This window comes from Ancylobacter sp. VNQ12, from assembly GCF_049445835.1.
GTDB lineage: Bacteria > Pseudomonadota > Alphaproteobacteria > Rhizobiales > Xanthobacteraceae > Ancylobacter.
In genome coordinates, this window is the sequence record NZ_JBMSDU010000010.1 from 83,942 (window position 1) to 97,160 (window position 13,219).

Consider the following 13,219-nt stretch of genomic DNA (forward strand, 5'->3'; position numbering starts at 1 on the left):
CTCAGTGCCCCTTGCCATAACCGGGGAAGGCGAGTGCGCGCTCGATGCGCGACATGCCCCAGGACAGGATGCTCACCAGCGACACGTAGATCAGCAGCACCAGCAGCATGACCTCGGCGGTGCGGAACGTGTCATTGTAGATCTGACCCGCGTAATACATCAGCTCCGGCACGGTAATGACCGAGGCTTGCGAGGTGGTCTTGAACAGGTTGGTGAGAATGTTGGTCAGTGCCGGGAGGCAGATGCGGCTGGCGATCGGCACCTCGATGCGCCGGAACCGGCCCCAGCGACTGTAGCCGAGCGAGCGTGCCGCCTCATTGACCGAGCGCGGCAGGCTCTCCAGTCCCGAGCGAAACGCCTCGATGCACAGTGCGCCCCCGAACAGGCTCAACGACACCAGCGCGCAGTCGAAGGCGGAGAGCAGCGGCACGCTCAGGCCCGTCGCCGGATCGGTGACGCGCAGTCCGATGGTGCTGAGCGTGAAGTAGAAGAACAGCATCTGCAACAGCGGCGGAGTGTTGCGGAACAGTTCGACGAACAGTTCGATCAGCGCGTCGAGCCAGGCGATGCGCAGGCTCAGGGCCAGCGCCCCGAAGGCGCCGATGAGGACGGCGACCGCCGAGGAGGCGAGCGCCAGTCCAATGGTATTGAGCGTTCCGCGGAGCAGCCAGCCTTGATAGACCGGATCACTCAGCCAGGAATAATCGAGACCGAACAAGTGGTGGGCTCCGCGGAACGGGGAATCAAGGCTTGAGCTTCTGAGCGGCAGCCTTGGCGCGCTCGGCGATGTACTGGGAGTGCGGCATGCCGTAGGTGGTCTCCCACTCGATCAGCTTGCCCTCGGCCTCGGCCTTGGTGATGGCCTTGTTCACCGCGTCGCGGAAAGCGGTATCGTCCTTGCGGATGCCGGCGGCCTGCGGGATGTATTCATAGGGATCGACGGCGATCTTGTAGTCGGCCCATTCGGCTTCTTCGGTCTTCTTGCGCAGCGTCATGTCGTCAAAGACGAAGCCGACGCAGCGGTTGTCCTTGAGCGCGCGGTAGGCTTCCGGCTGCGTCTTGAACGCGGTGAGCTGAATGCCGAGGTCCTCGGTCAGGTGCTTGTTGTAATAGGAGCCCTGAATACCGCAGAGCGTCAGCCCCTTCAGTTCTTCCCATTTGGAGAAGGTCGCTGCTTTGGGAGCGATGACGGACGGGCCGGGGGCGGAGACATAGTACTCGGAAAAGTCGATCACCTTGCCACGCTCGGCGGTGACGCCGAGGGTCGCCAGGATGATGTCGATGCGCCCGGAATTCAGGAACTCGATGCGGTTGGCGGCGACCACGGGGACCAGCTCGACTTTGCCCTCGGGGCCGAGCAGTTCCTTGGCGACGTATTTGCCGAGTTCGACCTCGAAGCCGACGATCTCTCCCTTGTCGTTCAGGAAGCCGTAGGGCGGGTAGTCGTTCTTCACGCCGATGGTGAGCGTGCCTTTGGCCTTGACGTCGGCAAGGGTGTCGGCCCCCGCCGCAGTGATACCCAATGCCACGATGATCGAGGTGGCGATGGTCAGGATGGAAGTTCTCACGTTACGTCCCTCTGGTTCTGGTTGGGCCTTACGTCGCGTGGTGCGGGGATCGCGGCCGGCGCAATGCCGCCGCGCCTAGCGGTCTGACTAAATTCTGACCGAGCCCTCGTCTGCTTGTTTTTTATACATTGATTGCCAGAACTTCTCATATTACAAGGTCATAATAGATATTTTATCATTATGTGGAATTTATAGATGGCTACTTCCACCGCGGGCGGGTCGCAGCTTCTGGACCGCGCGGCGCTCCTTCTCGATCTCATCGCCGACGGCAATTCGGAAGGAGCCACGCTCAAGGAACTGGTGGAGCGCTCGGGCCTCAACACCGCGACCTGCCACCGCATCCTCAACACGCTGGTCGGGCATCGGCTGCTGGCCCGTGACGACAAGCGCAGGCGCTACCGGCTCGGGGCCAAGATGTTCATCTATGGCGCGCGCGCGGCGCGTGGACCCGGGCTCATCAGCCGCTGCGAGATGAGCCTGTCGCGGCTGCGCAAGAAGACCGGCGAAACCACCCATCTGATGGCGCGCCACAACCACGATTCCCTCTGCCTCGACCGCCGCGACGGGGAATGCGTGGTGCAGACGCTCACCGGTTCGATCGGCGGCTCGGTGCCGCTCGGTGCCGGACCGGGCAGCATCGCCATGCTGGCCTTCCTCGACCGCGAGGAGCAGGAATTCATCCTGCGCGCCAACGAGCCGCGTTTCGCCGGCTTCCGCGATCTCACCACCGACAAGGTGTGGCGGCTGATCGAGGAGACGCGCGCACGCGGTTATGCCGTCGACATCGGCGAATTGATACCCGGCATTGCCGGTGTCGCCATGCCGATCCTCGACGAGGCCGGCGTGCCCGTCGCGTCGCTCGGCTTCACCTTCCTGTGCGCCAAGATCGTGCCGGGCTTCGTCGACAACTACGCCGCCCTGCTGCGCGCCGAGATCGACCTGATCGAGAACCGCAGCTGAACGCCGGGATCAGAACGACTCTTCCAGCGTCCAGTTGACCGCGAATTCGGCGACGCTCGAGGTGTTGGGCAGTTCGATCAGGAAGCGGATCGCGCGGCCAATGTCGGCCGGGTCGGTCAGTTCCTCGGCCGTGCGCGTGGTCAGCGGCAACCCCATGTCGGTGGCGACGAAGCCAGGGCACACGGCGGTCGCACGGATGCCGAGTTCGAAGCCGGTGTGGCGGATCGCATGGGCGAGGCCGGTGGCGGCGAATTTCGACACCGAGTAGAGGCTGGACACCGCCGATTTCACCCGCTTGCCGGAGAGCGAGGAGACGATGATCACCCGTCCATGCCCGCTGGCCGCGAGGTCGTCCCAGGCCACCTTGGCCAGTCGCCGTGGCGCGGCGACATGCACCTCCATCAGCCGGGAAAGTTCCTCGTCCTCGGCGGCGATCACGTCCTTGCGGATCATGATGCCCGCATTGGCCACCACCGCGTCGATGCGTCCGAAGCGGTCTCGCGCTTCGCCTGCCCAGCGCTCGGCGGCGGCGGGATCGGTCGCCTCATAGGCGCAGGCCTGTACCTGGCCGGGGCCCTCCGCCGCCCAGCTGGGCAGGACGGGCGTGCGCATGCCGAGCGAGACGTTCCAGCCTGCCTGCATCATCACGCGGCCGGTGGCTGCGCCGATGCCGCGTCCGCCGCCGGAGATGAGAACGGTGCGTGCAGTCATGCTGATCCTCTCAGGCGTGTGGCGGCAGCTCGGCGCCCTCGCGCCGCGCCGCGCGCGTGTCGGCGTAGCGGAAATAGCGCAGCCGCAGCTTGGGCGCGTAGTTCATGTAGAACGGGGCGGCCTTCAGCGGCTCGATGCGCAGCGACAGGTCCTGCTCCGGCAAGCCCATCGCCCATTCGGAGAGGATGCCGCCGAGCATGGAGCCGGTCGGCACGCCGCGGCCGGACAGGCCGGTCAGGGCGACCACGCCCGGCGCGAGGCCGTAGAGCCGCGGCACGGTGCGAACCTGCATGTCGAGCTCGCCGTACCAGAAATACTCCCAGCGGATCGGTTGCTTGATCTGCGGGTGCAGCCATTTCAGCCGGTCGGCCATCACCTGGTGGGTATAGGCCATGTCGGCACCGCGTGCGCCCATCGGGAACATGGAGGCGACGATGCGGCCCTCGGCATTGTACTTGTAGACATAGATGTCGCCGCGCCCGTCATGCATGGTGGTGTCCTGCGGCAGGACGGACTTGCGCAGCTCCGGGTCGAGCGGCTGGGTGGCGCAGACGAACACCTTGAGGATCTTGAAGCTGCGGTCGAGCCTGGGCCACGCCTTCACCGTGTAGGCGCCGGTGGCGAAGATCACCTTGTCGGCGACCACATCGCCGCGCGGCGTCTTCACCTTCCAGCGCAGGCCCTCGGGCTCGATGTCCTCGGCCGGCGAGCCGGTGTAGAGCGTACCGCCCTCCTGGATCACTGCCCGCGCGAGGCCACGGGCATAGCCGAGCGGGTTCATGTGGCCGGCTTCCCCATGGAACCAGCCGCCATGGAAGCGCGGGCTGCCGGTGAGCGCTTCCACCTCGTCACGGCCCAGCAGCCGGGTGCGGGCACCGACGCTGTTGTACTGCTCGACCTTTCCCTTGAGGATATCGACCGCGCCGGGACGCAGGGCGCCCATGACATAGCCGTTCTGCCGCCATTCGCAGTCGATCTGGTAGTCGCGGATCATCGCCGCCACGCGGTCGTTCGCCCGTGTCTGGCGGTGGATCAGCCGCTCGGCCCACGGCTCGCCGAGGATTTTCCGCAGGGCCGGCAGGCTGTAATAGCTGAAGGTCGGCGTGCAATGGCCGGCATTGCGGCCGGAGCCGCCAAAGCCGGCCTCCTCCGCTTCCAGCAGCGCGACTTTTACCCCCTGCCGGGCGAGTTCGAGTGCGGTCGTCAGCCCGGTGAAGCCGGCCCCGACGACGCAGACATCGGCGCTGACGCGGCCTTCGAGCGGCGCCGTCTGCGGTGCCGGCGCGGCCGTGGCGTACCAGAGTGTGGTGGCGAAGGGGGAGAACTTGCTCATCGTCTTCCCTGCCGAGGCAGGCTCCGAAATCCGCATGGATGTCGGCAGCCGATCACGTCGCCGGCCAAGACGTCAATATTATTTCACAATGAGAATTTCATATGCTGATATTCTCACATACTGATAAATCTTGGGGTTTATGTAGTTGTGCGAGGCGAGGCGGAAAAAGGCTGACAGGAGCCCAGCGGATCCGCCGAGCGAAACGCGACCGCGCAAGGAGGCTGGAAATCACACCTTTCAGCAATATTGCATTGCAGGCGATTGACTCTGCATCGAGGTACCCGCATCCATAACTGAAATGGGGCGGAATGGTGGTGCAGTCGTGGCGGCATTGGTTTCCGGCCACACCTAGCAACGTTCCGGATAGCGTCAGAAATGGCCGGTCAACGGGGGGTGCATGGCTTTGGAATCGAGCAGCAAGGGGGGCATGGCGCGCTGCGCCGGGCTGGAAACCCACCCTTCCCTGGGGTTTCACGCCTCGTCTCGCCGGCTTCGTGCCCGCCTGTTGCGGTCATCCGCTCTGGTATCAGCCTCGCTCGTGGCGTTGATCGCGGCAACGACGGTTCCCGCACTGGCCGACCCGTCAGAATGCACGGTGACGGGCACCACGACTTTGGTCAGCTGCAACGCGACCGCCGCGCAGGTCAGCATCACCCCCGGCGCAGGCTCGCTCACGGTCACCGACCTGACGACCCAGGCCGTCGTCTACGAATCTCCCCAGACGACGGGGACCTATAACCAGACCGTGAACATCACCGGCAACACGGTGATCGACAACCCGGCCTATAGCGGCCTGGTCATGCAGTTCGGCACGAATCCGTCGAGCCAGGTGATCCCCGTCACCGTCAATGCGGATGTGACGGTTGGTGCCAATGTCAGCATCACCTCGTTTGACGGCTTCGGCGCCGTCTGGGTGCGCAACGATTATGGCGGGTCGATCGCGATCAACAACGCCGGCACGCTCTCCAGTTCCTGGACCGCGTCGACAATCGATGCCACGCTCAATGGCACGAGCAATCTCGGCCCGGTGAACATCACCAACAGCGGCTCGGTGACGTCCACCAACGGGCGCGGCATCTATGCCGATGGCAATTACCGCGGCGCTACCGACGGCGTCCGCGAGATCGTTTCGGTCACCAATACGGCAACCGGAGTGGTCAACGCGGAGTCCGCCGGCATCCGTGTGATCAACTATTACGGCCTCGCCCAGCTCACCAATGAAGGCACGGTCAACGCCACGCTCCGCCAGGGCCTCGTGGCGTGGTCCGCCGATGGCGACTCGCTCATCACCAATTCGGGTAGCGTGACCTCCGGCAATGACAATGCCGTCTACGCCATGACCGAGATCGGCAAGGCCACCATCGTCAACAGCGGAACGGTCACGGCCCAGGGCGATCCGACGCTCGATGCGGCTCACACCGCGCTCGCCACGATCCAGGGCATGAACGGTCTGCGGGCCGGGGCGTACACGTCCGGCGATGTTCAAATCACCAACGAGGCCACTGGCGTCGTCATCTCGAACCGTGACGCCGGCATCCGTGCCGAGACGCCCCAGGGTGACGTCACCATCATCAATTACGGGTCGGTCACCGGCCTCTACGGCATTGTCGTCAACAGCGGCTTCGGCACAAATCAGACGGCCGCGACCGTGCCCACCATCGACGGCCTCGCCCTTGTAGGGAATGCCGGGACGGTCAACACCACCGGTCTCGCGGTGGATATCGATGCGACCACGAACTGGCTGGCCAACCTCGGTACACTGGCGACCACGGGCGCGGTCGCCGTGCAGACGGGCAACGGCGATTCCATTGTTGGCAACCTCGGCACGATCTCGGCCGGCTCCGCCACCGGAACCGCGATCAGCATGGGCTCCGGCAATAACCGCCTCATCATGTTCGACACCTCGACGATTATCGGCAAGGTAGTGAATGCCAGCTCCAACAACACGCTGGAACTGGAGGGCAGTGCCTCGGGCACGCTCGATCTCGCCAGCGTCAGCGCCGACGGCGCCTTCCAGGGCTTCTCCACCCTCGTGAAGTCCGGCACCGGCACGTGGAGCCTCATCGGTAGCGGCGGCAGCCTGACCGGCACCTTCACCGTCGATGCCGGCACGCTGCAGATCGGCAATGGCGGCACGAGCGGCGCCATTGCCAATGACGTCGCGGTCGCCGCGGGCGCGGCCCTCGCCTTCAACCGCTCCGACGACATCACCTATGCCAACGTCATCTCGGGCGCCGGCTCGCTGATCAAGAACGGCGCCGGCACGCTGATCCTCACCGGCGAGAATACCTATACCGGCGGCACGCTCATCAATGCGGGCACACTGCAGATCGGCAATGGCGGCACGACGGGTTCGGTCGTCGGCGACATCGTCAACAACGCCGCCCTCATCTTCAACCGTTCGGGCAGCTACGATTTCCCCGGCACCATTTCCGGCTCCGGCTCGGTGACGATCCTCGGCGGCACGGTGAACTTCACTGGCGCCAATGCGTTCAACGGTCCCATCGATGTCGAGGGATCGGACTTCATCCTGTCGCCCGGCGCCGTCTCCTCCTCGCCCTTCACCATCGGACAGGGCGGCACGATCGGCGGTACCGGCACGATCGGCGGCCTGATCGTCCAGAACGGCGGCACCGCGTCACCCGGTTATTCGCCCGGCACCCTCGCCGTGAACGGCAACGTCTCCTTCGCCGCCGGCTCGACCTATGTGGTCGACGTCACCTCCACCGCGCACGACCTCATCGTCGCCAGCGGTACGGCCACCCTGTCAGGTGGCGTGGTGCAGGTGGTCGCGGATGGCAGCTACACCTCGCCGCTCTCCACCTTCGCCATCCTCACGGCGGATGGCGGCGTCACCGGCACCTTTGCGAGCGTCTCGGCTAATTACGCCTTCCTGACGCCGGTGCTGAGCTACGACCCGAACAATGTCTATCTGACGCTGGCGCGCAACGACGTCACCTTCGCCTCGACGGCGGTGACGCCGAACCAGTTCGCAACGGCGACGGCGGTGCAGTCGCTGCCGCTCGGCAACGCCGTGTATAATTCGGTGTTGCAGCTCGGCGCGAGCGAGGCGCCTTACGCCTTCAACCAGCTCTCCGGCGAGATTCACGCATCGGCTCAATCCGTGTTCATGGAACAGTCCTCGCTGATCCGCGGCGCGCTGAATGATCGCCTGCGCGCGGCGCAGGGCGGTGTCGGCGCTTCGGCCGGCACGGTGGTCAATGTCGTCGAGACGTCATCCGGTGCGCTCGCCTATGCCGCCCCCTCGAAGGTGCAGGTCGCAGCCGACATGAGCATGCCGCTCAAGGCCACGCCCGCCATCGCCCCGGTGGAGCGCTTCAGCCTGTGGACCACGGGCTTCGGCAATTGGGGCTCGTTCGACGGCACCGGCAACGCCGCCGGCATCAACGATTCCACCGGCGGTTTTCTCATCGGCGCGGACACGCTGGTGGGTGAAGGCTGGCGGCTGGGTGTCGCCGGCGGGTACAGCTACTCCGACTTATCCAGTGCCGGCCGCAATGCCTCGGGATCAAGCGACAACTGGCATGTCGGCCTCTATGGCGGCAATAGCTGGGGGGCACTCGCCCTGCGCACGGGTCTTTCCTACACTTGGCAGGATGTCTCGACGTCGCGCTCGGTCGTCTTCCCAGGTTTTGCGGACGGCCTGTCGGCGGACTACGACACCGGCACCTTCCAGGCATTCGGCGAGCTCGGCTGGCGGATCGAGACGGTGTTCGCCTCCTTCGAGCCCTTCGCCAACCTCGCCTATGTCAGCCTCGACACGTCGGGTTATTTCGAGCAGGGCGGGGCAGCGGCGCTGTATTCCGACGGCGCCGACATGGACACCACCTTCACCACCCTTGGCCTTCGTGTCTCCAGGGAGGTGATGCTGGGGACCTATGCGGCGACGCTGCGCGGGGAGGTGGGCTGGCGCCATGCCTTCGGCGACATCACCCCGTCGATCACCCAGGCCTTCCTGACCTCTGAGGCTTTCACCGTCACCGGCGTGCCGATCGCCGAGGATGCGGCAGTGCTCGAGGCCGGTCTCGACGTCCGCGTCGGCGAAGCGACGACGATCGGCATCGCCTATGCCGGTCAGTTCGGTGGTGGCGTCACCCAGAACGGCTTCAACGCAACGCTTTCCGTCAGGTTCTGAGGGAGCGGCGTCTGGTGGGGGGCGACGCCCCCTCGCCACGTGTAGTCGAGCAGGCGGCCGGGAAACGTCGCGGATATTCTTCGAAGGGGCGTGCCAATTGCCTCCGCGGATCCCGGTTTCTGCGCGCTATACGGTTTGTTACAATTTTTCCCAGCGGCGAAAAGGCGAGGGCGTTATGTAAAGAGCATGGAGCTCTCACATGGACGCCGTACCGCACATCGCCATCGTCGACGACCATCGCGACATTCGTGACCTGGTCGGCAAGTATCTGCACCGGCACGGTTACCGGACCTCGCTGGCGGAGAGCGCCGCCGCGTTTCGCCGCCTGATGGAGCGCAACGCGTTCGATCTCGTGGTGCTCGACGTGATGATGCCGGGAGAAGACGGGCTCTCGCTCTGCCGACATCTGCGCGAATCCACCAGCCTACCGGTTATCATGCTCACGGCGATGGCGGAGGAGACCGACCGCATCGTCGGGCTGGAGCTCGGTGCCGATGATTATCTGTCGAAGCCCTTCAACCCACGGGAATTGCTGGCGCGCATAAAAGCGGTGCTGCGGCGTGTGCAGAGCCTGCCGCCGCAGCGCGGGCAGCTCAAAGCGCGGGAAGTGCGCTTCGACCGCTGGGCGCTCAATGTCGGCCGGCGTGAGCTGATCGACCCGGATGGACTGACCGTGCCGTTGAGCACGGCCGAGTTCCGGCTGCTGAGCGTGTTCCTCGATCATGCCGGGCTGGTGCTGAGCCGCGATCAGCTGCTCGACCTGACGGTCGGTCGCAGCGCCGAGCCCTTCGACCGGGCGATCGACAATCAGGTCAGCCGGCTGCGCAAGAAGATCGAGATCGATCCGAAGTCGCCGGCGCTTATCAAGACCCATTGGGGTGGCGGCTACAGCTTCTCGGCCGAGGTGGAAGGCCAGTGACCGCGATCTGGAACCGCAGCCTCACCGCCCGCTTCGTCGCCGTGATGCTGCTTGCGCTCGCGCTTTCGCAGGGCATCAGCTTCCTGCTGTTCACCGACGAGATCGGCGGCGCGCTGGTGCGGGCGGCCAAGACCGAATTCCTCAGCCGCAGCGCTTCGGTGGCGCAGGTGCTCGAGACCACCCCGCCCGCCGTGCAGCAGGATATCCTGCAATCCAGCGGCACCAGCTATACCCGCTTCTGGGTGTCGCCGAGCTTCCCCGGAGATGTCGAGAGCTGGCGACAGGAGGCCAAGCGGCGCCTCGCCGAGCCGCTGCCGACGCTGGCCAATCTGGCCGGCACCGAGCAGGCGCCGCGGGAGAGCGCATCGGACGTTCCGGCGCCCCCGCCGCAGGCCGCGAGCATTTCCTCCGCGTCTCCGGCAGCCACGAACGGCGCGTCCGCTTCCGCCTGGATCGACCTGCCGGCCCACGCCTGGCCGCTCTCGCGGGCGGCCAAGTTCCTCTACTGGAACGATGCGGGCGGCATGGGATTGGCGGTGCAGCTGAAGGATGGCTCGTGGCTCAACAGCGCGTTCTCCAAAAAGATGGTGAACAGCATGCTGACCACGCGCTCGCTGATTTCGCTGGCGGTGACGGCGGTCATATTGTCGCTCTGCGCGGCCTTCATCGCCCGCACGATGACGACGCCCATGCGACGCCTTGCGGCGGCGGCGGAAGCGCTCGGCCGTGGAGAAAGTGTGGCGCCGCTGTCGGAGAAGGGGCCGGACGATATCCGCCATACGGCGGTGGCGTTCAATCTCATGCAGTCGCGACTCCAGCGTTTCGTGGAGGACCGCACCCGTATGCTTGCGGCGATCGGGCATGATCTGCGCACGCCGCTCACCTCGCTCCGGCTGCGGGCGGAGTTCGTCTCCGATGACGAGACGCGCGAGAAGATGCTCGACACGCTCGACGAACTGCGCGCCATGACCGAGGCGACGCTGGCCTTCTCGCGCGAGCAGGCGACCGAGGAGGTCACGCGCAATGTGGACCTCACCGCGCTGGTGGGAAGCCTGTGCGACGATCTCGTGGAACTGGGCCACGACGTGTCCTGCGCCGAGGTCCCGAAGATCAGTTACCGCTGCCGGCCCGACGCGCTGAAGCGGGCGGTGCGCAACCTCGTGGAGAATGCGGTGCGCTATGGCGAGCGCGCCCGCGTCTCGCTGCGGACCACCCCCCAGGCGATCGAGATCGTGATCGAGGACGACGGGCCGGGCATTCCCGCCGACACCGTCGAGAGGGTTTTCGAGCCGTTCTTCCGCATGGAGCATTCGCGCAATCGTGCAACCGGCGGGATAGGTCTTGGCCTGTCGATCTCGCGCAACATGGTGCGCCACCATGGCGGGGACATCACCCTCGCCAATACCGGACAGGGCTTGCGCGCCACCATCAGCCTGCCCCATGCCGCCCCGCCGACGCCGGAGCCGAAGGGAACGGCGCGTTCATTTCGCCGGGCCGACCGTCCCATCGGCGCGGCCCGGCGCTCGCCGGCGGAATGAGCCTTTCGAGCCGGAGGCAGCGTCAGGAAAGCGAAGTCGCTCACGGGCGGATGCCGGGTGTCTCCATCGTCATGCCGGCGGCGCGTTGCATGAGGTAGAGTTCCAGCGCGATGAATGCGTCGGACCCGGCGGCAAACGGCTCGGCTCGCACGCCGACCATGCAGTTGCGCATGCGGCGCTGTAGCGAACCGATCTCCTGCCATTCCAGACGATACAGGGGATAGCCCGTCGGATGCGCCTGGGTGATGGCGCTGCCGGCGAGGCGCTGGTTCCAATTGTCGTCATGGCAGGAGGCGCAGGCCAGGTCGAGCTGGCCCATGCGAGTGGTGAAGAGGCGTCGCCCGGTCTGGCGGAATGGATCGAGACGCGGCTCCTCCGGCGGCGTGATCGGCAGTCCGCGCGACTGGTGCGCCACGAAGGTGGTGAGGGCCAGAAGCTCGTCGCTCTCGCGCGCTAGTGGCGCTCCACCCTGGCGTTCGCTGCGGCATTGACTGATGCGGCCCGCGAGGTCGATGGGCTTGCCGCCGGCGAGATCGAGGGCGGGATAGCGGGCCGCGACGCCCCGCATGCTTTCCACGGCGGCGCCGTGGCAACCCGCGCAGGACAGGTTCGATCTACCCGCCCTCTGCTCCCACAGTCCTGCTCCCTGAAGGACCCAGAGCATGCCGGGATTGCTCGCATCGTCCGCCTGCATGGCCTGCGTCTCCGGGGCCATGAAGTCGCGCCCCGAGTGCCTCTCGTCAGGGGCGATGTCCCTCGATGCGGCATCGCCTGCCAGCAAAGCGAGGATGATCACGCCCAGGGCAGGCCGGACCATCAGCTCACCACGATCTCGGCGCTTGCGGTTTCCGTCTGCCCCGTGTCGTCGGTCCAGGCAAAGCCGACCGTGCCGCTCTCCGCGGCGACGAGGCTGAACGAGACGAAGGGATTGGCGGAGACGGCAGGGAAGAACTCCGCGGCAAACACCTCCTCGCCCGCATAGGTGCAGACAAAGCGCGTAATGATGCGCCGAGGAATCGCGACGCCGTTCGGTCCCATCCGGTAGCCGGTTTCCATCGGGTGGGCGATCATCGCCCTGATGTCGACGATGTCGCCGCGCTTCGCGGCCTTGGGCACGCTGACGAGGGCTTTCGTCATGTCAGGTCCTCGATGCAGGCGGCGAGCGTGACGATGACATTGGCCTCGCTCGACCAATAGGTGCCGTCGCTGAGTTCGGCGACAGCGAGGATGGTCTGGGAGGTGGCCAGCCTGATGCGGGTGGCAATGCGGGCCCGGCCGTTGCGCGCGCCGAGCTGGAACACGGCGATGTCCGCCTGCGGGTTCTTTTCGTTGAATAGGCCGATGCGGCGCACATGGGAGGCTTCCGTCATCGGGCTCTCGACCTCGACCGTGACGCCGACCGCATTGCCGTTCTCCACCAGCGGAGGCACGGTGAGCTTCACCCGGCCGGCACTGACCGACGCGCCTCCGGTGAAGCCGGCGACGGCTTCCCGAAGCGAGGGGCGCGCCAGCGCCCGCAACGGCAAAGCGAGCACGATGATGCCGACGCCGCCGGCGAGCACGGCGCGCCGTTCCAGCAGGGTATGTCCGGCGGGTGCCGGCGTGGCGGGCTCCTTCATGGGCTCACTCCTTCAGCGTCACGAGATAGGCGACGAGATGCTCGATCTCGGCGGCGCCGAGCACCGGCTTGCCCTGCCAGGCGGACGCGACGCGAAAGCCGTCCCGGAGCGCGTAATAGGTCGGCATGATGCTCTCCGGGTTGAGCCGCTTCATGTCGATGAGGCGCAGCCGGATCTGCCCCTCGCTGAGCCGGGAGCCGATGCCGGCGAGGCTCGGCGCCAGCGTGCCCTGAAGCTGTGCCGCTCCGGAGGGCAGGGCGTGGCACAGGATGCACAGGCTGCGCTGCCGCTCCCCGATCAGCGCCTGCCCACGCGCCGCGTCGCCGCGCCGCCCGGCCAGGGGTTTCAGGATCGCGTCTTCCGTGACGACATAGGGCGCGAGTTCCTGTGCGGCCGCCATCGGCATCGAAACGAG

The 13,219-nt window shown here is 66.0% G+C and carries 12 protein-coding genes; 4 read left to right on the forward strand and 8 right to left on the reverse strand.

Features of this window, described 5'->3' with window-relative positions:
- Window position 1 precedes the first annotated feature (1 nt).
- A complete protein-coding gene (locus ACO2RV_RS14790) occupies window positions 2-718 on the reverse strand; it encodes an amino acid ABC transporter permease (RefSeq protein WP_423294254.1) in 717 nt (238 codons plus the stop codon).
- Window positions 719-743: 25 nt separating this feature from the next.
- Window positions 744-1,568 carry a transporter substrate-binding domain-containing protein gene (locus ACO2RV_RS14795; protein ID WP_423294256.1) on the reverse strand — a complete coding sequence of 275 codons (825 nt, stop codon included), beginning with the start codon at window positions 1,566-1,568 and terminating at the stop codon, window positions 744-746.
- Between the two features lie 195 nt (window positions 1,569-1,763).
- Between ACO2RV_RS14795 and ACO2RV_RS14800 the strand changes: the two genes are divergently transcribed.
- Complete coding sequence (locus ACO2RV_RS14800) at window positions 1,764-2,528, forward strand: IclR family transcriptional regulator (protein WP_423294258.1); 765 nt, start codon at window positions 1,764-1,766, stop codon at window positions 2,526-2,528.
- 9 nt (window positions 2,529-2,537) lie between these two features.
- Here ACO2RV_RS14800 and ACO2RV_RS14805 read toward each other — a convergent pair whose 3' ends face one another.
- Together ACO2RV_RS14805 and ACO2RV_RS14810 are read right to left on the reverse strand one after the other, a co-directional pair.
- Complete coding sequence (locus tag ACO2RV_RS14805; RefSeq protein ID WP_423294260.1) at window positions 2,538-3,239, reverse strand: SDR family NAD(P)-dependent oxidoreductase; 702 nt, start codon at window positions 3,237-3,239, stop codon at window positions 2,538-2,540.
- A gap of 10 nt (window positions 3,240-3,249) precedes the next feature.
- Window positions 3,250-4,572 (reverse strand): NAD(P)/FAD-dependent oxidoreductase, encoded by a 1,323-nt coding sequence (locus ACO2RV_RS14810; RefSeq protein WP_423294262.1) that lies wholly within the window; start codon window positions 4,570-4,572, stop codon window positions 3,250-3,252.
- Window positions 4,573-5,167: 595 nt separating this feature from the next.
- Between ACO2RV_RS14810 and ACO2RV_RS14815 the strand changes: the two genes are divergently transcribed.
- The 3 genes from ACO2RV_RS14815 (at window position 5,168) to ACO2RV_RS14825 (ending at window position 11,185) form a co-directional block, all read left to right on the forward strand.
- Entirely contained in the window at window positions 5,168-8,728 is a 3,561-nt protein-coding gene (locus tag ACO2RV_RS14815) for an autotransporter domain-containing protein (RefSeq protein ID WP_423294264.1), read from the forward strand.
- A gap of 199 nt (window positions 8,729-8,927) precedes the next feature.
- A complete protein-coding gene (locus ACO2RV_RS14820; RefSeq protein ID WP_423294266.1) occupies window positions 8,928-9,647 on the forward strand; it encodes a response regulator in 720 nt (239 codons plus the stop codon).
- Window positions 9,644-11,185 (forward strand): sensor histidine kinase, encoded by a 1,542-nt coding sequence (locus tag ACO2RV_RS14825; protein ID WP_423294268.1) that lies wholly within the window; start codon window positions 9,644-9,646, stop codon window positions 11,183-11,185. The genes ACO2RV_RS14820 and ACO2RV_RS14825 overlap by 4 nt, the downstream gene beginning before the upstream one ends.
- A gap of 40 nt (window positions 11,186-11,225) precedes the next feature.
- Here ACO2RV_RS14825 and soxA read toward each other — a convergent pair whose 3' ends face one another.
- Genes soxA through soxX form a run of 4 tightly spaced genes read right to left on the reverse strand, consistent with a single transcriptional unit; the run spans window position 11,226 to window position 13,204 of the window.
- Window positions 11,226-12,002 (reverse strand): sulfur oxidation c-type cytochrome SoxA, encoded by a 777-nt coding sequence (gene soxA, locus ACO2RV_RS14830; protein ID WP_423294270.1) that lies wholly within the window; start codon window positions 12,000-12,002, stop codon window positions 11,226-11,228.
- Window positions 12,002-12,322, reverse strand: a complete 321-nt coding sequence (gene soxZ / locus ACO2RV_RS14835) for a thiosulfate oxidation carrier complex protein SoxZ (RefSeq protein WP_423294272.1) — start codon at window positions 12,320-12,322, stop codon at window positions 12,002-12,004. The genes soxA and soxZ overlap by 1 nt, the downstream gene beginning before the upstream one ends.
- Complete coding sequence (locus tag ACO2RV_RS14840; protein WP_423294274.1) at window positions 12,319-12,804, reverse strand: SoxY-related AACIE arm protein; 486 nt, start codon at window positions 12,802-12,804, stop codon at window positions 12,319-12,321. The genes soxZ and ACO2RV_RS14840 overlap by 4 nt, the downstream gene beginning before the upstream one ends.
- 4 nt (window positions 12,805-12,808) lie before the next feature.
- The gene (soxX, locus tag ACO2RV_RS14845; protein WP_423294276.1) at window positions 12,809-13,204 is read right to left on the reverse strand and encodes a sulfur oxidation c-type cytochrome SoxX; all 396 of its coding nucleotides are present in this window, start codon (window positions 13,202-13,204) and stop codon (window positions 12,809-12,811) included.
- Window positions 13,205-13,219: the final 15 nt, after the last annotated feature.